This is a genomic window from Streptomyces sp. NPDC057249 (assembly GCF_042669245.1).
In the GTDB taxonomy this organism is placed as follows: Bacteria; Actinomycetota; Actinomycetes; order Streptomycetales; family Streptomycetaceae; genus Streptomyces.
This window is the reverse complement of record NZ_JBHUXS010000002.1, coordinates 189,229-210,206: the sequence shown is the minus strand read 5'-3', so window position 1 is coordinate 210,206 and position 20,978 is coordinate 189,229. Positions and strand designations below refer to the sequence as shown.

The following is a 20,978-nucleotide window of genomic DNA, read 5'->3' as shown; positions in this document are numbered from 1 at the left end:
GCGGCTCAGTTCCTGACGAGGAGGCCGCGGCTGCGCAGCACCCACCGCTCCAGCGGGCTGAAGATGAGCAGGTCGATGGCGATGCCGACGAACAGGATCAGGATGATGGCGAGGAAGATCCCCGGCATGTCCGCGTTGTTGCGGCCGTTCTCCAGCAGCTGGCCGAGCCCGAGGCCGAGGTCCGGGGACGAGGCGATGATCTCGGCGGCCATCAGCGAGCGCCAGGAGAACGCCCAGCCCTGCTTGAGGCCCGCCAGATAGCCCGGCAGGGCGGCCGGCATCACGATCAGCCAGGTCCCGCGCAGCCCGGTCGCGCCCAGGGTGCGTCCGGCCCGCAGGAAGAGCGGGGGCACCTGGTCGACGCCCGAGACCAGCCCGTTGGCGATCGACGGCACCGCGCCGAGCAGGATGACCGCGAACATCATCGAGTCGTTCAGCCCCAGCCAGATCACCGCCGGCGCCACCCAGGCCACCGAGGGCAGCGACTGGAGCCCGGACAGGATCGGGCCGATCGCGGCCCGCACGAACTTCACCCGGGCGACCAGCAGACCCAGCGGAGTGCCGATCGCCACGGAGAGCAGGAAGCCGAGGAGACCGCGCGAGACGCTGGTCCACACCACGTCGAGCAGCGTCCCCTGGAGCCACATGTCGCGAGCGCTGTGCCAGACGGCGGACGGCGCGGGCAGCTTGTAGTCCTCGGTCACCCCGCCCCGGACGAGCAGCTGCCAGACCACCAGGACCAGGGCCACCGCGACGAGCGGGGGCAGGACCTTGCGCAGCAGGACCTCGCGCACCGGGGTGCGCTGCACCTGCACCGCGTCCAGGGCGTCCAGACCGGCTTCGAGGCCGGCCAGGTCGTCCGGCTTCCCGCCCCTGCCGGACCCCGCCTCGTCCGACTTGATGTCAGTGCTGGCCATGACGGCGGATCTCCCCACGCAGTTGTTCGGTGATCTCGACGGACAGTTCCGCGACGGCGGTGTCCTCGATACGGCGCGGCTGCTCGATGTCGACCGTCCACTCACGGGCGATCCGGCCCGGGCGGGACGAGAGCAGCACCACGCGCTCGGCGAGGCGCACGGCCTCGCGCACGTTGTGTGTGACGAAGAGGACCGAGACGTTCGTCTCCCGCCAGATCCGGGTCAGCTCGTCGTGCAGCACATCGCGGGTGATGGCGTCGAGCGCCGCGAACGGCTCGTCCATCAGCAGCAGTTGGCTGTCCTGGGCGAGCGCGCGGGCCATCGCCACGCGCTGCCGCATACCGCCGGACAGCTCGTGCACCCGCTTCCCGTACGCCCCGCCGAGCCGGACCAGCTCCAGCAGCCGTTCCGCCTCGGCGCGGCGCCGCGCCTTCGGCACCCCGCGCAGGCGCAGGGCCAGTTCGATGTTCTTGCCCGCGGTCAGCCACGGGAACAGGGCGTGCTCCTGGAACATCAGCGCGGGCCGGCCGCCGGGGGTCTCGATGCTGCCCGCGGTCGGCCGGTCGAGACCGGCCACCAGACTGAGCAGCGTCGACTTGCCGCACCCGGAGGCTCCCAGGAGGGTGACGAACTCGCCCGGGGCGACATCGAGGCTGATGTCGTCCAGGACCAGCTGCGTTCCCGCGGGCCCGGCGAAGGACTTCGAGACATGCGCGATGCGAGCGGCGTGCCCGACCGAGACACGGTCCTCGCTCTGGGTGAGGGTGTTCGCCATGGTCGTCACCTCCTGGGAGTCTTCGGGCGGCTGGTTACTTGACGCCGAGGCCGGCGTCGTCGGCCCCGGGCTTGCCCGCGGCCTTGAGGATCTTGTTGAGCGGCTTCAGGTCGTAGATGCCCTTGAGGTCGGGCTTCTCCAGCAGACCGGCCTCGACCGCGTACCGGGCCTGCGCTTCGAGCGTCGCGGCCAGCGGGTCGTCGGTGATCCGGATCGACTTCCAGGCGGGGTCGATGACCTCGGCCGGCAGCTCCTTGCCGGTGAGCTTCTTCAGCGCGGCGTTGGCGGAGTCCTTCGCCCGGTCCGGGTGGGCGTTGATCCAGGCGTTGGTGGCCACGGAGCCGCGCAGTACGGCCTCGACCACGTCCGGGTGCTCCTTCAGGAACTTCTGCGACACGATGATGTTGGTGATCACGAACTTGTCGTCCGGCCACAGCGTCGACTCGTCCAGCAGTTCCTTCGCGCCCTCGGCGACCAGCTTGGAGGCGGTCGGCTCGGGGACCCAGGCGCCGTCGATGGAACCGGAGCGGTAGGCGTCGGGCGTCACCTTGTTGTCCGTGCGGACGACGGAGACGTCACCCTTGCCGCTCTGGGCGTCGACCTTCCAGCCCTTCTCGGATATCCAGTTGAGGAACGCCACGTCCTGGGTGTTGCCGAGCTGCGGGGTCGCGATCCGCTTGCCCTTCACGTCGTCCAGGGTCTTGATCTTCTCCGGGTTCACGACGAGCTTGACGCCGCCGGACGCGGAGCCGCCGATGATCCGCAGGTTCTGGCCCTTGGACCGCGTGTAGCCGTTGATGGACGGCGACGGGCCGATGAAACCGATGTCGATCGAGCCGGCGTTCAGCGCCTCGATCTCGGAGGGGCCGGCGTTGAAGGTGGCGGTTTCGAGCTGGGTGCCGCCCAGCTCCTTCTGGAACAGGCCCTCCTGGTCGCCCACGAGCGCGGTGGCGTGCGTGAGGTTCGGGAAGTACCCGACGCGCACGGTGTCAGCGGAGAGCTTCTCGCCGTGGGCGGTGTGCGCCTCGTCGTCGTCCGCCGCCTGGGAGCCGTATCCGCAGGCCGTCAGGGCCAGGGCCAGCAGGGGCAGGGCGGCGACGGCGGCGATACCGCGGCGCCACGTGGTACGGGGGGCAGGCACGGGAGGTGTTCCTCTCGGAGGCCCGGAGCTCACGCCCCTCGTACGTGCGGGGGCGCGGCCGGGAAGTCGGCAGGTCTTCGTCGGTGCGTGCGGAGCTGTTGGTGCTTCCGGGCGCGCGGGCGGTGCGCGTACGTCATCGCGCACATCGCCCGACTCCGCCCTGGCCGCTGCCCAGGGCGCCGCTGCCGACGCGGCCGCCCTCCTTCGCGAACGTCGAGAAGACGTCGATGCCCATCAGAAGTCCCACTCCGCGTCGTCGTCCGCGGCCGGCGGCTCCTCGGCGGCGGCGAACGAGGCGCCCGCCATGCCCGCCGACAGGGTGGTGCCGTCCGCCGGGTCGATCAGCAGGAAGGAACCGGTGCGCCGCGAGTCGGCGTACGCGTCGAGCGCCAGCGGCTCGGCGGTCCGGACCACGACCCGGCCGATGTCGTTGGCGACCAGCTTGCCCGGGGCCGGGTGCTGCGAGAGGTCGTCCAGGGTCAGCCGCGAGGGGATGTCCTTGACGATCGCCTTGACCGTGCGCGTGGTGTGCTTGAGGAGCACCCGGCGGCCCACGGTGAGCGGTTCGTCGGCGACGTGGCAGACGGTCGCCTCGACGTCCTGGGTGACGGCCGGCGCGTCGTCCACCGGCGCGATGAGGTCGCCGCGCGAGACGTCGACGTCGTCCGCCAGGCGCAGGGTCACCGACTGCGGCGCCCAGGCGATGTCCACCGGCTCCCCGAGCAGGTCGATGCCCTCGATCGTGGAGGTGCGGCCCGAGGGCAGCACGGTCACGGACTCGCCGACCCGGAACGCGCCGGCGGCGATCTGGCCCGCGTAGCCCCGGTAGTCGGGGTGCTCCGCGGTCTGCGGCCGGATCACGTACTGGACCGGGAAGCGCGCGTGGCAGCCGGTCAGGTCGTGGCTGACCGGGACCGTCTCCAGGTGCTCCAGGACCGTGGGGCCGCCGTACCAGTCCATGTGCGCGGACGGCTCCACGACGTTGTCGCCGGCCAGCGCGGAGATCGGGATCGCGGTGATCTCGGGGACCCCGAGGGATGCCGCGTACGCGGTGAACTCCTCGGCTATCGCGGCGAACACCGGCTCCGCGTAGTCCACCAGGTCCATCTTGTTGACGGCCAGGACGACGTGCGGGACGCGCAGCAGGGCGGCGACGGCGGCGTGCCGGCGGGTCTGCTCGACCACCCCGTTGCGGGCGTCGACCAGGACCACGGCCAGCTCCGCCGTGGAGGCGCCGGTGACCATGTTCCGGGTGTACTGCACATGGCCCGGGGTGTCCGCGAGGATGAACCGGCGCCGGGGCGTCGCGAAGTAGCGGTAGGCGACATCGATGGTGATGCCCTGCTCCCGCTCGGCGCGCAGCCCGTCGGTGAGCAGTGCCAGGTCCGGCGCCTCCTGGCCCCGGTTGCGCGAGGCGTGCTCGACGGCCTCCAGCTGGTCGGTGAGGACCGACTTGGAGTCGTGCAGCAGGCGTCCCACGAGGGTGGACTTGCCGTCGTCGACGGACCCGGCGGTGGCGAAGCGCAGCAGGGTGGTGGCGCTCAACTGCTCGGCTGTGGTGGTCATTTAGAAGTACCCCTCGCGCTTGCGGTCTTCCATCGCGGCCTCGGACATCTTGTCGTCGGCGCGGGTGGCGCCGCGTTCGGTGAGCCGGGAGGCGGCGATCTCGTTGATCACGGCGTCCAGTGTGGTGGCGTCGGAGTCGACGGCGCCGGTGCAGGACATGTCGCCGACCGTGCGGTAGCGGACCTGGCGGGTCTCGGTGGCCTCGTGCTCCCGGGGCCCGCCCCAGTCGCCCGCCGTCAGCCACATGCCGGAGCGGTTGAAGACCTGGCGTTCGTGGGCGAAGTAGATCGACGGGAGGTCGATGCCCTCGCGCTGGATGTACTGCCAGACGTCGAGTTCGGTCCAGTTGGAGATCGGGAAGACGCGGACGTGCTCGCCGGGGGCGTGCCGGCCGTTGTAGAGCTGCCAGAGTTCGGGGCGCTGGCGGCGCGGGTCCCACTGGGAGAACTCGTCGCGCAGTGAGAAGACGCGTTCCTTGGCGCGGGCCTTCTCCTCGTCGCGCCGGCCGCCGCCGAAGACGGCGTCGAAGCGGTGCTGGCGGATGGCCTCGGTCAGCGGCACGGTCTGGAGCGGGTTGCGGGTGCCGTCGGGGCGCTCGCGCAGGGTGCCGGCGTCGATGTACTCCTGCACGGAGGCGATGTGCAGCCGCAGTCCGTGCTCGGCGACCACGCGGTCGCGGTAGGCCAGGACCTCGGGGAAGTTGTGCCCGGTGTCCACGTGCAGCAAGGCGAACGGCACCGGCGCCGGCGCGAACGCCTTCAGCGCCAGGTGCAGCATCAGGATCGAGTCCTTGCCGCCCGAGAACAGGATCACCGGACGCTCGAACTCGCCCGCCACCTCACGGAAGACGTGCACCGCCTCGGACTCCAGCGAGTCCAGATGGCTCAGCGCGTACGGATGGTCGGTGCCCTCTTGCACAGTCGCGACGGTCGTCACGCCGCACCCCTCTCGCTCAGCAGCGCGTACAGCTCCGCCGCGGACTCCTGCACGGTCTGGCGGTGCGACTCGATCCGCAGATCGGGTGACTCGGGCGCCTCGTAGGGGTCGTCCACCCCGGTGAGCCCGCTGATCTCGCCCGCCGCCTGCTTGGCGTAAAGACCCTTCACATCGCGCTCCGAGCACACCTCGACCGGCGTGGCGACGTGCACCTCCAGATACGCGGTGCCCTCGGCCTGGTGGCGCTTGCGGACGGCGTCCCGGCTGTCCGCGTACGGGGCGATGACCGGGACCAGCACCTTGACGCCGTTCGCCGCCAGCAGTTCGGCGACGAAGCCGATCCGCTGCACGTTGGTGTGCCGGTCCTCGCGCGAGAAACCGAGGCCCGCCGACAGGAACTCGCGGATCTCGTCGCCGTCGAGCACCTCCACGCGGTGGCCCTCGGCGCGCAGCCGCCCGGCGAGTTCATAGGCGATGGTGGTCTTGCCGGCGCTCGGCAGACCGGTCAGCCAGACGGTGGCCCCCGTCTCCGTCACGCTCATCGAAGTCTCCTGATCAGTCGTCATCAGCCGTGCAGCCCGCATTCGGTCTTGCCGCGCCCGGCCCAGCGGCCGGCCCGGGCGTCCTCGCCCTCCAGCACCCGGCGGGTGCAGGGCGCGCAGCCCACGGAGGCGTAGCCGTCCATCAGCAGCGGGTTGGTGAGCACCCCGTGCTCGGCGACGTAGGCGTCCACGTCGTCCTGGGTCCAGCGGGCGATCGGCGAGACCTTCACCTTCCGGCGCTTCTCGTCCCAGCCGACCACCGGGGTGTTCGCCCGGGTCGGGGACTCGTCGCGGCGCAGCCCGGTCGCCCAGGCGGCGTAGGCGGTCAGTCCCTCTTCCAGGGGCTTGACCTTGCGCAGCTTGCAGCAGAGGTCGGGGTCGCGGTCGTGCAGCTTCGGCCCGTACTCGGCGTCCTGCTCGGCCACCGTCCGGCGCGGTGTCAGCGTGATGACGTTGACGTCCATCACGGCGTCCACCGCATCCCGGGTCCCGATGGTCTCCTCGAAGTGGTAGCCGGTGTCCAGGAACACCACGTCCACACCGGGCATCGCCCGGGAGGCGAGGTGCGCGACGACCGCGTCCTCCATCGAGGAGGTGACGCAGAACCGGGGGCCGAAGGTGTCGGCGGCCCAGGTGAGGATGTCGAGCGCCGAGGCGTCCTCCAGCTCGCGTCCGGCCTGCTCGGCGAGCTCCCGCAGCTCATCGTCGGTCAGCGCGTCGATGTTCTGAGTGGCCGTCATATCCCGTCCCCTCCAACGTTGTTGGGCGTCAGTCCCCGGCTCAGCAGCCCCAGGAACTTCAGCTGGAACGCACGATTGCAGGAGGCGCATTCCCACGCCCCGTGCCCGGCCTCGTGCGGGCGCAGGTCCTCGTCCCCGCAGTACGGGCAGTGGAACGGGGCGGCGCGCTCGCTCATGACAGCGACTCCGCACTGGCCCGGGCCGCCCAGGTGGCGAAGCGCTCGTCGGCCTCGCGCTCCTCCAGGTAGCGGCCGATGACGCGCTCGACGTAGTCCGGCAGCTCCTCCGAGGTGACCTTCAGGCCGCGCACCTTGCGGCCGAACCCGGCGTCCAGCCCGAGCGCGCCCCCGAGGTGGACCTGGAAGCCCTCGACCTGGTTCCCGTCGGCATCGACCATGAGCTGGCCCTTGAGGCCGATGTCCGCGGTCTGGATGCGGGCGCAGGCGTTGGGGCAGCCGTTGAGGTTGATGGTCAGGGGCTCGTCGAAGTCGGGCAGCCGGCGCTCCAGTTCCTCGATCAGCGAGGCGCCCCGGTTCTTCGTGTCCACGATGGCCAGCTTGCAGAACTCGATGCCCGTGCAGGCCATCGTGCCCCGCCGGAACGTCGAGGGCTTCACCTGGAGCCCCAGCGCCTCAAGACCGGCGGACAGCGACTCGACCCGGTCCTGCTCCACGTCGAGGATGATGAGCTTCTGCTCCACGGTGGTGCGCACCCGGTGCGAGCCGTGCGCCTCCGCCAGCTCGGCGATCTTCGTCAGCGTGGCGCCGTCCAGCCGGCCGACGCGCGGCGCGAAGCCCACGTAGAACCGGCCGTCCTGCTGCGGGTGGACGCCCACGTGGTCGCGCCAGCGGGAGACCGGCTCGGCGGGGGCGGGCCCGTCGAGCAGCGGGCGCTTCAGGTACTCGTCCTCGAGGACCTGGCGGAACTTGGCGACGCCCCAGTCGGCGACCAGGAACTTCAGCCGGGCGCGGTTGCGCAGCCGCCGGTAGCCGTAGTCGCGGAAGAGGCCGGTGACTCCCGCCCAGACGTCGGGGACCTCGTCCAGCGGCACCCAGGCGCCGAGGCGTTCGGCCAGCCGGGGGTTGGTGGAGAGCCCGCCGCCGACCCACAGGTCGAAGCCCGGACCGTGCTCGGGGTGGTCGACGCCGACGAACGCGATGTCGTTGATCTCGTGGACGACGTCCTGCACCGGCGAGCCGGAGATCGCGGTCTTGAACTTGCGGGGCAGGTTGGAGAAGTCCTTGTTGCCGATGTAGAGGTCGTGGATCCTCTCCAGCGCGGAGGAGCCGTCGATGATCTCGTCGGCGGCGATCCCGGCCACCGGCGAACCGATCATCGTGCGTGGGCAGTCGCCGCACGCCTCGGTCGTGGAGAGCCCGACCGCCTCCAGCTTCTGCCATATCGCCGGCACGTCCTCGATGCGGACCCAGTGCATCTGCACGTTCTGCCGGTCCGTGATGTCGGCCGAGCCGCGCGCGTACTCCTGCGACACCTCGCCGATGGCCCGGAGTTGATCGGTCGTCAGCCGGCCGCCGTCGATGCGCGTGCGCATCATGAAGTACTTGTCCTCGAGCTCCTCCGGCTCCAGGGCGCCGGTCCGGCCGCCGTCGATGCCGGGCTTGCGCTGGGTGTAGAGACCCCACCAGCGGAACCGGCCGCGCAGGTCGGACGGGTCGATCGAGTCGAATCCGCGCTTGGAGTAGATCGTCTCAATGCGTGTCCGCACGTTGAGACTGTCGTCGTCCTTTTTGAGCTGTTCGTTGGCGTTGAGGGGCGTGTGGTGACCCATGGCCCACTGGCCCTCACCACGATGGCGCCCCGCCTTGCGGCGGGGCGTCGGGGTAGCAGTGTTCTCCGGGCTGGCGGCCATGGCGATACGTCCTTCGGGACTGCAGGAGGGCGGCTCTGAACTGCACACTCGCGTGAAGCGCGGCGGTGCGCAGGGCTGAACTGAAGCGGGGGGATCTCGGCGGTGCTGGGACTCTCAGCTCGCCGGACAGATGGCGCTGGACATGCGGCCGAGGTCGACGTGGCGTCGACTCACCAAGGCAATTCCAGTTCCGGACATGACGGAAGCCTGTCATGGGGATCTCGCGGCAGTCCACCACTATCCATGATGTGGACGAAGCGGTCTCGTGTGATGAGATGACGCAGTGCCCGTCACACCTGTGACGGGCACCGGGGCGAAGCGTGAAACCGGACAAACGCGATGATGTGCCACCGAACCGGTCGCGGGTGTGCGGGGGCGCGGCTCAGCGGCCGGAACCCGGCCACGGGCCCGGGGTGGGCACCGGCTCCTCCAGCTCCGTCCGCGTGTCGAACAGCCGGAATCCGCGCCTCAGATAGTTGTCCATCGCGTGCGGACCGTCCTTGGAGCAGGTGTGCAGCCACACCCGCTTCGTCGCCGGCCGCTCCGGCCACCGCTCGGCGAGGTCCCAGGCGCGGGCGGCGCCGTACGACAGCAGATGGCCGCCGATCCGCCGCCCCCGGAAGGCCGGGATCAGCCCGAAGTACATGATCTCGACGACGCCGTCGTCCTGCGGGTCCAGCTCGATGTAGCCCGCGGGCGTCCCGTTCGCGTACGCCACCCAGGTCTCCGCGCCCGGCCGCTCCAGGGCCTCCCGCCACTGCGCGTACGTCAGACCGAGGCGGTCCGTCCACCGGATGTCACCGCCGACCGCCGTGTAGAGGAACCGGCTGAACTCGGGCAGCGGCACCTCCGACCGCACGATCCGGACCTCGGCGTCCGGCACCGCGGACGGCCGCAGATCGTCGGGGGAGGTCTGCTCCAGGGACCAGACGGTCACCTCTTCGCGGGCCGGCGGATCAGGACGTACGGGGTCGCTCATGGCTGCCAGACAACCATGCCCCGCCCACCCCGCCCCACCCGGCCCCTGGTCACCCGGACCCCGTCACCGCGCCCCCGGCCCCCTCCCCGCACGCGCGTCCCGCGCCGCCGCCACCACCGGGGCCTGCGAGCGGGGCAGCAGATCGGCCGGGTGCTCCGGGTGGACCACCTCCACCTCCACGCCCTCGCCGAACCGGTACGGACGGTGCGCCAGCACCTCGGCCAGATGGCGCCGCAGCCGCGATATCTCCGCCCGGACCGTCACCGTCCTGGTCGCGTCGCCGAACAGGTCCTGCGCCAGCTCGGAGGCCGTACGCCCCTCGCGGTGCAGCGCCAGCGCGTACAGCAGTTCGGCGTGGCGCGGGGAGAGCCGCTGGGTCCAGGTGCCCACCGGGCTCACCACGTTCACCGCGAGCGCGCGCGGCCGGCTCAGATCGAGGACCACCCGGCGTGGCGGGCTGTCCATCGCCCCGTCGGCGACCTGGACCAGCCAGCCGCCCGGCAACGGCTCCACCCGGCACATCCCGAGCGACGGCAGCCACACCCGGCCCGGCCCCAGCGACTTCGGCAGCGGCAGCCGGTCCACCGGGGGCATGCCCGTCACCGCCGCCGTCCAGCCGTGGCCGTCCACCGCCACCGCACGGCCGCCGAGCCGGCTCAGGACCGGGGCGGCCACCGCGCGCAGCCGGTCCACCGCCTCCAGGTGGCGCACCCGGATCTCGCTCTCCGCCAGCCGGGCCACCGACCGCACCAGGGCCAGCGTCGTCGGGTGGAACGTGGACGCGGGCCCGCTGATGTCCACGATCCCCATCAGCCGGCCGTCCCGAGGATCGCGCACCGGGGCCGCCGCGCACGTCCAGCCGTGCAGACTGCGCACGAAGTGCTCCGCCGAGTGCACCTGCACCGGGGCCCGGGCCGCGAGCGCCGTACCGATCGCGTTGGTGCCGGTGATCTCCTCGGACCACGCCGCGCCCTCCGCGAGGCAGATGCCGTCGGCCCGGCGCAGCACCCCCGTGTTGCCCTCGCGCCACAGCACCCGGCCCTCCACATCGGTGACGACCATGATCTGCTGCGAGGCGTCCGCGATGCTCGTCAGCCCGTCGCTGAGCAGCGGCATCACCTCGCCCAGCGCCGAGCTGCGGCGCCGGTGCTCGATCTCGTCCGCCTCCAGCAGCCTGCTGTGCGTCGGCTGTTCGGGATCGAGGCCGCTGCGCAGCACCCGGTCCCAGGAGGCGCCGATCTCCGCCCGGGGCGCGGCGGGCATGCGGTCGCCCGCCATCCGCGCCTCACGGGACCGGTGCACCAGGCGCCTGGCCTGCGCGCCCCCCTGAGCGGCCGGCCGCCTCGCGTCCGCCGAAGTCGTCTCCACGCCGGTTCCCCCTCACCCAGTGCCGGCCCGGTGCGCGGGCCGCGCCCTCCATCCTGCCGCCGGCCGGGCCGCGAAACCGCGACTCCCCACCATGGTTGCAACCCTCTGCAACTCTGGCGAGGGCCCCCGGACCGTACAAGAGTGGCGGCACACCGCACCGCGGGACTCCGGCCCTCACGTGCGGTGTGTACAGCATGGGGGGTGGTGCCGTGTCGGCGCAGCACCACCCCCCGTCGCTGCGCCCGGTCAGCGCTCCACCGGCCGGGCCCGGGCCACGACCGACGCCAGATCCAGCGTGTGCGGAAGGGTCCCGAACGCCGCGCCCCCGTCCCCGCCCAGGCGCGAAGCGCAGAAGGCGTCCGCCACCTCGGGCGGCGCCCAGCGCACCAGCAGCGAGCCCTGGAGCACCAGCGCGATCCGCTCCACCACCCGGCGCGCCCGCGCCTCGATCCCCGCCAGGTCGGCCAGCTCCGTCAGCATGTCCCTGATCGCCGCGTCCAGCCGGTGATCGGCGCCCCGGGCCCGCCCGACCTCCCGGAGGAACGCGTTCAGCGCGAGCGGTTCGCGCCGCAGCACCCGCAGCACGTCCAGCGCCTGGACGTTCCCGGACCCCTCCCAGATCGAGTTGAGCGGCGCCTCCCGCAGCAGCCGGGGCATCCCCGACTCCTCCACGTAGCCGTTGCCGCCCAGGCACTCCAGCGCCTCGCCCACCAGCGGCGTGCACCGCTTGGTCACCCAGTACTTCGCCGCCGGCACCGCGATCCGCAGGAACGCCGACTCGCTCTCGCCGCCGTCGTCGTACGCCGCCGCGAGACGCATCGCCAGTACGGTCGCCGCCTCCGACTCCACCGCCAGATCGGCCAGCACGTTGCGCATCAGCGGCTTGTCCGCGAGCGGGCCGCCGAACGCGGACCGGTGCGTGGTGTGGTGGACCGCCTGCGCCACCGCCTGCCGCATCAGCGCCGCCGAACCGGTCACGCAGTCCAGCCGGGTCGCCGCCACCATCCCCATGATCGTGCGGACGCCCCGGCCCTCCGCGCCGATCCGCCGCGCCCACGTCCCGTCGAACTCGACCTCCGCCGACGCGTTGGACCGGTTGCCCAGCTTGTCCTTGAGCCGCTGGATCGCGAACGGATTGCGGCTGCCGTCCGGCAGCACCCGGGGCAGCAGGAAGCAGGTGAGCCCGCCCGGCGCCTGCGCGAGGACCAGGAACCCGTCGGACATCGGTGCCGAGCAGAACCACTTGTGCCCGGTCAGCACGTAGGCGCCGTCCTCGGACAGCGGCTCGGCGCGCGTGGTGGTCGCCCGCACGTCCGAGCCGCCCTGCTTCTCCGTCATGCCCATCCCCAGCAGCACCCCCGCCTTCCGCCCGGGCGGCCGCAGCCCCTCCTCGTACACCCGCGAGGTCAGCAGCGGCTCCCACGCGGCGGCCACCTCCGGCTCGGCGCGCAGGGCCGGCACCGCCGCGTGCGTCATGGAGACCGGGCAGCCGTGCCCCGCCTCCGCCTGCGTCCACACCAGGAAGCCCGCCGCCCGGCGGACGTGCCCGCCCGGCCGGTCCCAGGCGTCGGTCAGCCCCGCCCCCACGGCGTGCCCGAGCAGCCGGTGCCAGGCCGGGTGGAAGCCGACCTCGTCGACGCGGTGCCCGTAGCGGTCGTGGGTGCGCAGCCTCGGCGGGTTCGCGTTCGCCTCGGTGCCCCAGGACGCCGCCTGCGCGGAGCCGGCCGACCGGCCGAGCGCGGTGAGCCCGTCGCGGGCCTCGTCCAGGACCTCGGGCGGAAGATGACGTTCCACGGCCTCGCCGAGTACCCGGTCCGCGCCGAAGACGTCATAGCCGAGCAGGGGAGGGGGCTGGTTGGACACGGTGTGGGTGGTGGTCGCCATGCCGATACGGTAAGGACGTGCAGGCAGCAGACGAAACACCCGAGCGGCCACCGGGCCGGCTCCACCGGGCCCGAGTGCTCTACCGCAACGTATCCAAGCGGCAGCTCGCCTGGCAGCTGCTGAAGGACACGGTCAACTCGTGCATGGAGTACCGCATCCTGGGACTCGCGGCCGAGGCCGCGTTCTTCACCCTGCTGTCCCTGCCCCCGCTGCTCCTCGGTCTGATCGGCCTGCTCGGCTACGTGGACGAGTGGACCAGCACCACCACGGTCGCGTCCATCGAGCGGAACATCCTGAGCGCGGCCCACACCATGCTCTCCGAGCGCGGCGTCAACGACTTCGCCAAGCCGCTGCTGGCCGACGTCACCACCGGCGCCCGGCCCGACGTCATCTCCATCGGCTTCGCGATCGCCCTGTGGTCCGGGTCCCGCGCGGTCAACGTCTTCATCGACACGATCACCGTCATGTACGGGCTCGACGGCCAGCGCGGCATCGTCAAGACCCGGATGCTCGCCTTCCTGCTGTACGTGGTGGCGCTCCTGCTCGGCGCGGTCGTGCTGCCGCTGCTCGTGGTCGGCCCGGACCGGGTCGTGGAGCTCATACCGTGGGGCACGGAGGTCATAAGCGTCCTGTACTGGCCGCTGGTGATCGTGCTCTCGGTCGCCTTCCTCACCACCCTCTACCACGTGTCCGTGCCGGTCCGTTCGCCGTGGATCGAGGACATGCCGGGCGCCCTGGTGGCCCTGGCGATGTGGGTGCTCGGCAGCTTCCTGCTCCGCTTCTACCTGACCAGCACGGTCGAGGGCCCCACGATCTACGGATCGCTGGCCGCCCCCATCGCGGTGCTGCTGTGGATCGGCGTCTCCGCCTTCGCGGTGCTGGTCGGCGCCGCGGTCAACGCGGCCATCGACCGGGTCTGGCCCTCGGTGGCGACGGCCGCCGCCCGCGCCGCCAACGACCGGGTGCGCGCCGCCCAGGCCGCCGAGTTCGTGGCCCGCACCCAGGCGGAGAGCTGGCACGGCGGCCCGCCGGCCGACGACGACGAGGACGACGGCGACGAGGGCGACAGCCCGTACATGCCCTCCGAGTTCCCCGAGCGGTGGTCCCGGTTCCTGCCGCCGGACGACGTGAAGTCCCGGCTCCAGAAGCCCGGCCGCGAGAAGGACCCGGACCGGTCCGACCCGTACGACGAGTGAGCGCTCAGCCGGCGGCCGGTGCGTTCTCCGACCCCGGCGACCAGGACAGCTTCACCGTGAGGTGGCCCTCCAGCGCGCTCTTCGCGATCACCGCGCCCGCCTCCGAGGTGATCTTCACGCCGAACTCAAGCTCCACCCCGTCCGGCTTCAGCCGCCCGTCCCGGAACACGGCCAGCGCCGACTCGGCCGCCGACCGGATGCCCTCCAGGGCGCTGTCGAACGTGCGCCCCGCGCGCACCAGGGCGTGCGGCCCGTCCCGCGACACCAGCTGCGCCCCCGGCGCGTGACGGTCCACCTCCACGGTCACCGTCGCCCCGTTGTCCGTGGTGAACTCCATCAGTGCCGCCATGACCGCCCCCGTAGCCGATACGTACGCCGCCGTGTCCGTGGACGACACTAGCGGCATGGGCGACAGCTACACAGAGCGCGCGGCGCGGCTCGACGGCGCACGGGTGTGGACCCTGACCGCGGAACCGGGCACCGCCCATCCGGTGCTGCCCGACGGCTGCATGGACCTGCTGTGGAGCGGTGACCGGCTGCTCGTCGCCGGGCCCGACACCCGCACCGCGCCGCCCACCGGGACCGGCGGCAGCTGGGCGGGCGTCCGCTTCGCCCCCGGCACCGCCCCCGCCCTGCTCGGCGTCCCCGCCCACGAACTCCGCGACCTCCGCGTCCCGCTCGCGGCCCTGTGGCCCGGCGCCCCGGCCCGCCGCCTCACCGAGCGCGTCGCCGAGGCGGCCGACCCGGCCGCCGCCCTGGAGGAGATCGCCCTCGGCCGCGCGGCCCGCACCGAGCCCCCGGACCCGGCGATGCGGGCGGTCGCCGCGCGTCTGGCGGCGGGCAGCAGCGTCGCGGAGGCCGCCCGGTGCGCCGGGCTCGGCCCACGCCAGCTGCACCGCCGCTCCCTGACCGCCTTCGGCTACGGGCCCAAGACCCTGGCCCGCATCCTCCGCCTCCAGCGGGCCCTGACCCTCGTACGCTCCGGGCTGCCGTACGCCGACGCGGCGCTCGCGGCGGGCTGCGCCGACCAGGCCCACCTGGCGCGGGACATGCGCGACCTGGCCGGCACCACGCTCACCGCGTACTTCGGCAGCCCCTAGGACGCCAAGGGCGCGAACAACGAGACCGCGCAGCCGTCCGGGTCGAGGACGACGGCGTACCGCTGCCCCCACACCGCGTCCCAGGGCTTCAGATGGCCGCGGTAGCCGGCGCCGGTCAGGTCCGCGTAGACCACGTCGACCTCCGCCGGGCTCTCGCACAGGAACGCGAGCCCGAGCCGGTCCCCGCCGGACGGCGGCGGCGCCCAGCCGGGGTCGAAGGAGCGGACGACGTCCTCGGTGTCCCAGAGCAGGCGCCCGCCGCCCGGCAGGGCCACCTCCACATGGGGTGCGGACTCCGCGCCGTCCGGGATGCCGAGCCCCAGCCGGCGGTAGAAGGCGAGGGATGCGGGCAGGTCGGCGGTGGTGAGGGAGATCGCGTCGAGTCGTGGAGTCATGGACCGACCGTAGGCAGAACCCCGGACCGCCGTCGTGGACGAATCGGTCACGGCGCCCCGAGCACATCCCCCGGCGACGTTCCCGGGTCCGTCAGCGCCAGCCCCAGCGCCGCCCGCTCCGCGACCCAGCGCGTCGGGCGGTGGCGCGGGTCGCCCGTCGACGCGTACAGCGCCCGGTGCAGCTCCAGCATCCGGGCGGCGCCGACCCGGTCGCCCCACGCCAGCGGGCCCACCGGGTAACCGAGCCCCGTCGTGACGGCCACGTCGATGTCGGCCGGGGCGGCGAGCGCGCGCTCCGCGATGGACGCCGCGACCGACACGATGGAGGCCAGCAGCCGCTGCGCCACCGAGCCCGCCGTGTCCCGGACCACCGACACCGCGAACGCCTCTCCGCCGTCCGCGGCCCGGGCCAGTGCCGCGCGGGCGTCCCGCGCCGCCGCCGCGTCCGCGGCCGGGGTCACCGCGAGCACGCGCCGCCGCCCCGCCGCCGGCAACGAGTCGACGCCGAAGGTGCGCCCGGCGGGCAGCCCGTGCGCGGCGACCGCCGAGGCGACCGGGGTGCCCCAGACCGGGACCAGGACGACCGCCGCGTCCGACGGCCGCTCCCCGCTCTCCACGGCGGCGCCCGCCGAGGCCAGCGCCTCGCGGAGAGCGGCCGCTTCGGCCTCCCGCGCGGGGTCCGGCGCGAAGACGTGCACCGGGCGGTCCGCGTCCCCGGTGACCGGCGGCTCCGGGGCGGGGCCCGCGGCCTCGGGGCCGTACGCGTACCAGCCCCGGCCGGTCTTGCGGCCGTGCAGCCCGGCCGCCACCCGGTTCGGAGTGAGGAAGGAGGGGCGGAGCCGGTCCTCGTGCCGGAAGCCCTCCCAGATCGAGTCGATGACGGCGGCCGTCACATCGAGCCCGGTGAGGTCCATCAGCTCGAACGGGCCCATCCGCAGCCCGAGGACGTCGCGCGCGATCCGGTCGATGTCCGCCGGCTCCCCGACGCCCTCCTCAAGGAGCGCCAGCGCCTCTGTCACCAGGCCGCGCCCGGCGTGGTTGATCAGGAAGCCCGGGGTGTCCGCGACCGTCACCGCGCGGTGGCCGCAGCCCTCCACAAGCGAGGTGAGCAGCGGCGGGATCTCCGGCCGGGTCGCGGCGCCGGGCACCACCTCCACGATCCGCATCAGCGGCACCGGGTTGAAGAAGTGCAGCCCGGCCAGGCGCGTCGGGTCCTTCAGCGCGGCGGCGATCCGGGTCACCGACAGCGAGGAGGTGTTGGTGGCGAACACGGTGGAGGCGGGCAGCGCCCGTTCCAGCCGGCCGAACACCTCGGTCTTCGTCGCCAGGTCCTCGCGTACGGCCTCGACCACCAGCTCCACGCCCGGGCCCGCCGCCCACGGGTCGTCCAGCGGGATCAGCCGCGCCACCGCCGCCTCCGCGTCCGCCGCCGCCATCCGCCCCTTGGCCACGGCCCGGTCCAGCATGGAGCGCACGAAGGCGACGGCGTCCGCCACCGCCTCGGCGCGTACGTCGCACAGCTCGACGGTGTGTCCGGCCGAGGCCGCCCACTGGGCGATGCCACGGCCCATGGCTCCGGCTCCGACGATCCTGATACGCATGCGGGTCACGGTCCTCTCACTGGGGCGGGCCGGATGCCCGCGCTGCCGACGCTTTCAGCGGCTTTGATCGCCGTCCAATACCGAATTAGGCTCGGACCGAGACGCCGGAGCAATCAATGACACGGGCGGACCCGGGGAGGGGACGGCATGGAGCTGCGCCACCTCGCCGCGTTCCTCGCCGTGGCGGAGGAACTGCACTTCAGCCGCGCCGCCAAACGGCTCCGGATGGCGCAGCCGCCGCTGAGCCAGCAGATCCGCCGCCTGGAGAAGGAGCTCGGCGTCCAGCTTTTCGAACGCAACACCCGCTCGGTGCGGCTCACCAGCGCGGGGGAGTCCTTCCTCCAGCCGGTGCGGACCGTGCTGGACGACCTGGACACGGCGGTACGGGCCGCGAGGGCGGCCGGACAGGGCGCGTACGGGAGGGTCCGCATCGGCTTCGCGGGCGCCTCCAGCCACGAGACGCTGCCGCTGCTGACCCGGGCGGTGCGGGCCGCCCACCCGGGCATCGAGCTGGTCATGACCGGCCAGACCTACGCCGACGTGGCGCTCGCCCGGGTCGCGGACGGCTCGCTCGACCTGGGGTTCGTCCGGCTGCCGGTGACGCGGCCGGGCGTGAGCTGCCGGGTGATCGACGAGGAGGAGCTGGTGTGCGCGCTGCCCCTCGACCACCCGCTCGCCGGCCGCCCCGAGATCCCGCTGGACGCGCTGGCCGGGGAGCCGTTCGTCGCGTTCCCCGCGAACACCGGCTCCACCGTGCGGGACGCGATGACCGAGGCGTGCGAGGCGGCCGGGTTCACCCCGCGCGTGGTGCAGGAGGCGCCGGACTCGTACACCATCCTGGCGCTGGTCGCGGCGGGCGTCGGGGTGACGCTGACCGTCACCTCCGTCCAGCACATCCAGCTCAGCGGCCTGGTCTACCGCCCGCTGGCCGGGCCGCCGATCAGACGGCAGCCGGCGCTCGCCTGGCGGACGGACAACCCGTCGGCCGCCCTGCGGGCGGTGCTCGACGTGGCGGAGCGGGCGCTGCCCACCCCGGGCGGCTGACCCGGCGCGCGCGGCTGATTGAGACGCCGGGCGTCTCGGTTCCGGGGGAACTGGGTATTGGACCGGTCACGCCGCCGGGTGCGAGGGTCGTGCCAGACCACTCCGTCTCCCGGAAAGGCCCCGCCGTGCCCGACGCCCTCGATGTCGTGATCTGCGAACCCCTGCGCACCCCCATCGGCCGCTTCGGCGGGGTGTTCGCCGGGGAGAAGCCGGCCGCCCTCGCGGCCCGCGTGATCGCCGAGGTCGTCGCCCGGACCGGCATCGACCCCGACCGGGTGGACGAGGTGATCCTCGGCCACGCGTACCCGTCGGCGGAGGCCCCCGCGATCGGCCGGGTCGCCGCCCTGGACGCCGGGCTCCCGCAGTCGGTGACCGGCCTCCAGACCGACCGCCGCTGCGGCTCCGGGCTCCAGGCGGTCCTGGACGCGGCGATGCAGATCCGGGCCGGGTTCAGCGAGGTCGTCATCGCGGGCGGCGTCGACGTGATGAGCGGTGCCCCGTACTACACGCACGAAGGGCGCTGGGGCATCAGGGGCCCCGGCCTCCAGCTCCACGACGCGCTCGCCCGGGGCCGGGTCACCGCGGGCGGCGTCCACCACCCGGTCCCCGGCGGCATGATCGAGACCGCCGAGAACCTGCGCCGTGCGTACCGGATCAGCCGCGAGGACCAGGACGCGCTGGCCCTGCGTTCGCAGAAGCGGGCGGGGCTGGCCGCCGCCGAGGGCCGGTACGAGGCGGAGACGGTCCCCGTCACCGTCACGACCCGGAAGGGTGCGACGGTGGTCTCCGCCGACGAGCACCCCCGCCCCGACTCCACCGCCGAACAGCTCGCCGCGCTCCGCCCCGTCCTGCTGAAGTCCGACCCGGACGCCACCGTCACCGCGGGCAACGCGAGCGGCCAGAACGACGCGGCGGCGGCCTGCCTGGTGACGAGCGCCGCCACCGCCGAACGCCTCGGCCTCACCCCGCTCGTGCGGCTGGTCTCCTTCGCCCGCGCCGGGGTGCCCGCCGCGACCATGGGCCTCGGTCCCGTCCCGGCGACGCAGGCCGCGCTCGGCCGCGCCGGGCTCACCCTCGCCGACCTCGACCTGATCGAGCTGAACGAGGCGTTCGCCGCCCAGGTCCTGGCCTGCACCCGGGAGATGGGCCTCGGCGAGAAGGACCACGAGGAGCGGATCAACGTGAACGGCTCCGGCGTCTCGCTCGGCCACCCCGTCGGCGCGACCGGCGCCCGCATCCTCGCCACGCTCGCCCGCGAGCTGCACCGCCGCGAGGCCCGCTACGGCCTGGAGACCATGTGCATCGGCGGCGGCCAGGGCCTCGCCGCGGTCTTTGAGCGCGTCGCCGTCTGAGACCCGGCCCCGGCACCGCGCCGGGCGGACGAGCCGCCTACCGCTTCACCGCGACCGGCTCGTCCGCCACCGGCCCCGCCGCCAGGTGGTCCTCCGCCGCGTCCGGGTCCGTCAGCCGGTTCAGCCGGGCCGGCACGTCGAGGCCCACCAGCAGCACCACGATCACCGTGCCCGCGAAGGTCAGCACGGCCAGGGCCCGCCCCAGGCTCATCCCCGACGCCAGATGCGCGCCGAGCACCGGGGCGACCGCCCCGCCCAGCGCCCCCACGTTGTACGTGAAGCCGAGCGCCGCGCCCCGGCTCCGGGTCGGGAAGTGGCCGCCGATGTAGCGGGGGAGCAGGCCGGAGATGCCGAAGCTCGTCGCCTGGAGCAGGAACAGCAGCGCGCCGAGCAGGAGGAGGTTGTCCTCCACCGCGAAGACCGGGTAGACGAAGGCGAGCGAGGCCAGCAGCGTCAGCGCGTACGCCTTCTTCGTGCCGATCCAGTCACCGAGGAACCCGGCCGCCCAGCAGCCCACCATGGTGCCGAAGCCCGCGAAGTACAGGACATCGGTGACCTGGCCCGTGGAGTAGCCCAGCTCCGTCTTCAGATACGTCGGCAGCAGCGCCTGGATCGGCCAGGAGTACAGGAACGCGAAGAACAGCGTCACGATCATCGACAGGTAGAGCACCCAGCCGCGCTTCCCGCCCAGCTGCACCGCGAGCGCCGCCAGTGAGGCCCCGGCGACCACCGAGAGCTCCGGCACCAGGCCCGCGCCGCCCGGTGTGAAGACCAGGAACAGCGAGAGCGTGGCGACGGCCACCAGGACCGTGTTGACGGTCGCCCGGCGCGGGGTCAGGAACAGCGGCCGGAACGGGTTGGGCTTCGCGCCCTCGTCCGCCACGGACTCCGTCCACTCCTCCGCCTCGGGCAGCGCCCGCCGCATCCACAGCGCGATGGCGATCGGGATCAGCCCCAGGTAGAACATCCAGCGCCAGCCGAGCGAGGGCACCACCCAGTCGTACACCTGGGCGGCCAGCACCGAGCCCACCGAGAAGCCCGAGATCAGGAAGCCGCTGGCACGGTTGCGCAGGGCGGGCGGCCAGCTCTCCATGACGTACGTGGAGCTGGCGCTGTACTCGCCGGCCATGCCCATGCCGATGGCCAGCCGGGCGGCGAACAGGCTGTGGTAGTTCCACGCGAACCCGCAGGCGAAGGTGCCCAGCGAGTACAGCAGGATGCTCGCCACCATAGACAGCTTCCGGCCGTAGCGGTCACCGAGGGCGCCGAGCACGGCGCCGCCGAGCCAGCGGGTGATGAAGGCACCGGAGATCAGGCTGGCGGCCTGCACCGTGCTCAGCCCGAAGTCGTCGCTGATCTCGGTCAGCACGAGGGTGATCAGCACGAAGTCGAAGCCGTCGAGGACATAGCCGATCCAGGCGGCGAAGAACGACTTCCACTGGGTGCGGCTCACCTGGCGGTACCAGGGGAGCGTGGGGGGTGTGGTGGTGTGCACGGTGACTCCAGAATGCGGGACGGGGTTCGCCTTTGAACAGCCGTCCCGCGAAAAGGGGCAGGTCAGCGGTGGGGGTG

21 protein-coding genes are annotated in these 20,978 nt (G+C 73.0%); 4 read left to right on the top strand and 17 right to left on the bottom strand.

Features of this window, described 5'->3' with window-relative positions; translation table 11 throughout:
- Positions 1-5: 5 nt before the first annotated feature.
- The 13 genes from ACFUJY_RS04610 to ACFUJY_RS04550 form a co-directional block, all read right to left on the bottom strand.
- Positions 6-917, bottom strand: coding sequence for an ABC transporter permease (locus ACFUJY_RS04610; RefSeq protein WP_383294435.1), 912 nt, complete (start codon positions 915-917; stop codon positions 6-8).
- Positions 904-1,692: an ABC transporter ATP-binding protein gene (locus tag ACFUJY_RS04605; RefSeq protein WP_383294433.1), complete on the bottom strand. Its 789-nt coding sequence runs from the start codon at positions 1,690-1,692 to the stop codon at positions 904-906. The genes ACFUJY_RS04610 and ACFUJY_RS04605 overlap by 14 nt, the downstream gene beginning before the upstream one ends.
- 34 nt (positions 1,693-1,726) lie before the next feature.
- On the bottom strand, positions 1,727-2,833 hold the full coding sequence (locus ACFUJY_RS04600) for an aliphatic sulfonate ABC transporter substrate-binding protein (protein WP_383294430.1): 1,107 nt from the start codon (positions 2,831-2,833) through the stop codon (positions 1,727-1,729).
- A gap of 234 nt (positions 2,834-3,067) precedes the next feature.
- Positions 3,068-4,399 carry a sulfate adenylyltransferase subunit 1 gene (locus ACFUJY_RS04595; protein WP_383294427.1) on the bottom strand — a complete coding sequence of 444 codons (1,332 nt, stop codon included), beginning with the start codon at positions 4,397-4,399 and terminating at the stop codon, positions 3,068-3,070.
- A complete protein-coding gene (gene cysD, locus ACFUJY_RS04590; RefSeq protein ID WP_383294424.1) occupies positions 4,400-5,335 on the bottom strand; it encodes a sulfate adenylyltransferase subunit CysD in 936 nt (311 codons plus the stop codon).
- A complete protein-coding gene (gene cysC, locus ACFUJY_RS04585; protein WP_018100635.1) occupies positions 5,332-5,877 on the bottom strand; it encodes an adenylyl-sulfate kinase in 546 nt (181 codons plus the stop codon). The genes cysD and cysC overlap by 4 nt, the downstream gene beginning before the upstream one ends.
- Positions 5,878-5,900: 23 nt before the next feature.
- Positions 5,901-6,617 carry a phosphoadenylyl-sulfate reductase gene (locus ACFUJY_RS04580; protein ID WP_383294422.1) on the bottom strand — a complete coding sequence of 239 codons (717 nt, stop codon included), beginning with the start codon at positions 6,615-6,617 and terminating at the stop codon, positions 5,901-5,903.
- On the bottom strand, positions 6,614-6,793 hold the full coding sequence (locus ACFUJY_RS04575) for a hypothetical protein (RefSeq protein ID WP_073966074.1): 180 nt from the start codon (positions 6,791-6,793) through the stop codon (positions 6,614-6,616). The genes ACFUJY_RS04580 and ACFUJY_RS04575 overlap by 4 nt, the downstream gene beginning before the upstream one ends.
- Positions 6,790-8,487 (bottom strand): nitrite/sulfite reductase, encoded by a 1,698-nt coding sequence (locus tag ACFUJY_RS04570; RefSeq protein ID WP_383294418.1) that lies wholly within the window; start codon positions 8,485-8,487, stop codon positions 6,790-6,792. The genes ACFUJY_RS04575 and ACFUJY_RS04570 overlap by 4 nt, the downstream gene beginning before the upstream one ends.
- A 114-nt stretch (positions 8,488-8,601) precedes the next feature.
- Complete coding sequence (locus tag ACFUJY_RS04565; protein WP_309486338.1) at positions 8,602-8,685, bottom strand: putative leader peptide; 84 nt, start codon at positions 8,683-8,685, stop codon at positions 8,602-8,604.
- Between the two features lie 184 nt (positions 8,686-8,869).
- Complete coding sequence (locus ACFUJY_RS04560; RefSeq protein ID WP_383294415.1) at positions 8,870-9,466, bottom strand: GNAT family N-acetyltransferase; 597 nt, start codon at positions 9,464-9,466, stop codon at positions 8,870-8,872.
- Positions 9,467-9,529: 63 nt separating this feature from the next.
- On the bottom strand, positions 9,530-10,744 hold the full coding sequence (locus tag ACFUJY_RS04555; RefSeq protein ID WP_383295386.1) for a GAF domain-containing protein: 1,215 nt from the start codon (positions 10,742-10,744) through the stop codon (positions 9,530-9,532).
- A gap of 336 nt (positions 10,745-11,080) precedes the next feature.
- The gene (locus ACFUJY_RS04550; RefSeq protein ID WP_383294412.1) at positions 11,081-12,718 is read right to left on the bottom strand and encodes an acyl-CoA dehydrogenase family protein; all 1,638 of its coding nucleotides are present in this window, start codon (positions 12,716-12,718) and stop codon (positions 11,081-11,083) included.
- A 74-nt stretch (positions 12,719-12,792) separates the two neighbouring features.
- Here ACFUJY_RS04550 and ACFUJY_RS04545 point away from each other — a divergent pair, with 74 nt between their 5' ends.
- Positions 12,793-13,914, top strand: coding sequence for a YihY/virulence factor BrkB family protein (locus ACFUJY_RS04545; protein ID WP_383295383.1), 1,122 nt, complete (start codon positions 12,793-12,795; stop codon positions 13,912-13,914).
- Between the two features lie 4 nt (positions 13,915-13,918).
- Here ACFUJY_RS04545 and ACFUJY_RS04540 read toward each other — a convergent pair whose 3' ends face one another.
- Positions 13,919-14,263, bottom strand: coding sequence for a CU044_2847 family protein (locus ACFUJY_RS04540; protein ID WP_383294409.1), 345 nt, complete (start codon positions 14,261-14,263; stop codon positions 13,919-13,921).
- Positions 14,264-14,318: 55 nt separating this feature from the next.
- On the opposite strand from ACFUJY_RS04540, the gene ACFUJY_RS04535 reads away from it, so the two are divergent.
- Positions 14,319-15,014, top strand: coding sequence for a helix-turn-helix domain-containing protein (locus ACFUJY_RS04535; protein ID WP_383294406.1), 696 nt, complete (start codon positions 14,319-14,321; stop codon positions 15,012-15,014).
- Here ACFUJY_RS04535 and ACFUJY_RS04530 read toward each other — a convergent pair.
- Together ACFUJY_RS04530 and ACFUJY_RS04525 are read right to left on the bottom strand one after the other, a co-directional pair.
- The gene (locus tag ACFUJY_RS04530) at positions 15,011-15,409 is read right to left on the bottom strand and encodes a VOC family protein (protein ID WP_383294403.1); all 399 of its coding nucleotides are present in this window, start codon (positions 15,407-15,409) and stop codon (positions 15,011-15,013) included. The two genes, ACFUJY_RS04535 and ACFUJY_RS04530, sit on opposite strands and share 4 nt — an antisense overlap.
- Positions 15,410-15,456: 47 nt before the next feature.
- Positions 15,457-17,010, bottom strand: a complete 1,554-nt coding sequence (locus tag ACFUJY_RS04525) for a 3-hydroxyacyl-CoA dehydrogenase (RefSeq protein WP_383294401.1) — start codon at positions 17,008-17,010, stop codon at positions 15,457-15,459.
- Positions 17,011-17,157: 147 nt separating this feature from the next.
- Between ACFUJY_RS04525 and ACFUJY_RS04520 the strand changes: the two genes are divergently transcribed.
- Entirely contained in the window at positions 17,158-18,054 is an 897-nt protein-coding gene (locus ACFUJY_RS04520; protein ID WP_383294398.1) for a LysR family transcriptional regulator, read from the top strand.
- Between the two features lie 125 nt (positions 18,055-18,179).
- Positions 18,180-19,406 carry an acetyl-CoA C-acetyltransferase gene (locus ACFUJY_RS04515; RefSeq protein WP_383295380.1) on the top strand — a complete coding sequence of 409 codons (1,227 nt, stop codon included), beginning with the start codon at positions 18,180-18,182 and terminating at the stop codon, positions 19,404-19,406.
- Positions 19,407-19,443: 37 nt separating this feature from the next.
- Here the strand turns inward: ACFUJY_RS04515 and ACFUJY_RS04510 are convergent, their stop codons facing one another.
- Positions 19,444-20,901, bottom strand: a complete 1,458-nt coding sequence (locus ACFUJY_RS04510; RefSeq protein ID WP_383294395.1) for a sialate:H+ symport family MFS transporter — start codon at positions 20,899-20,901, stop codon at positions 19,444-19,446.
- Positions 20,902-20,978 lie beyond the last annotated feature (77 nt).

Coding starts and splice junctions, on each gene's coding strand:
- ACFUJY_RS04570 (WP_383294418.1), bottom strand. CDS start 8,487: ATGGCCGCCAGCCCGGAGAACACTGCTACCCCGACGCCCCGCCGCAAG.
- ACFUJY_RS04565 (WP_309486338.1), bottom strand. CDS start 8,685: ATGTCCGGAACTGGAATTGCCTTGGTGAGTCGACGCCACGTCGACCTC.
- ACFUJY_RS04560 (WP_383294415.1), bottom strand. CDS start 9,466: ATGAGCGACCCCGTACGTCCTGATCCGCCGGCCCGCGAAGAGGTGACC.
- ACFUJY_RS04550 (WP_383294412.1), bottom strand. CDS start 12,718: ATGGCGACCACCACCCACACCGTGTCCAACCAGCCCCCTCCCCTGCTC.
- ACFUJY_RS04575 (WP_073966074.1), bottom strand. CDS start 6,793: ATGAGCGAGCGCGCCGCCCCGTTCCACTGCCCGTACTGCGGGGACGAG.
- ACFUJY_RS04580 (WP_383294422.1), bottom strand. CDS start 6,617: ATGACGGCCACTCAGAACATCGACGCGCTGACCGACGATGAGCTGCGG.
- ACFUJY_RS04555 (WP_383295386.1), bottom strand. CDS start 10,744: ATGGCGGGCGACCGCATGCCCGCCGCGCCCCGGGCGGAGATCGGCGCC.
- ACFUJY_RS04525 (WP_383294401.1), bottom strand. CDS start 17,010: ATGCGTATCAGGATCGTCGGAGCCGGAGCCATGGGCCGTGGCATCGCC.
- ACFUJY_RS04530 (WP_383294403.1), bottom strand. CDS start 15,409: ATGACTCCACGACTCGACGCGATCTCCCTCACCACCGCCGACCTGCCC.
- ACFUJY_RS04595 (WP_383294427.1), bottom strand. CDS start 4,399: ATGACCACCACAGCCGAGCAGTTGAGCGCCACCACCCTGCTGCGCTTC.
- ACFUJY_RS04535 (WP_383294406.1), top strand. CDS start 14,319: ATGGGCGACAGCTACACAGAGCGCGCGGCGCGGCTCGACGGCGCACGG.
- ACFUJY_RS04520 (WP_383294398.1), top strand. CDS start 17,158: ATGGAGCTGCGCCACCTCGCCGCGTTCCTCGCCGTGGCGGAGGAACTG.
- ACFUJY_RS04610 (WP_383294435.1), bottom strand. CDS start 917: ATGGCCAGCACTGACATCAAGTCGGACGAGGCGGGGTCCGGCAGGGGC.
- ACFUJY_RS04540 (WP_383294409.1), bottom strand. CDS start 14,263: ATGGCGGCACTGATGGAGTTCACCACGGACAACGGGGCGACGGTGACC.
- cysC (WP_018100635.1), bottom strand. CDS start 5,877: ATGAGCGTGACGGAGACGGGGGCCACCGTCTGGCTGACCGGTCTGCCG.
- ACFUJY_RS04605 (WP_383294433.1), bottom strand. CDS start 1,692: ATGGCGAACACCCTCACCCAGAGCGAGGACCGTGTCTCGGTCGGGCAC.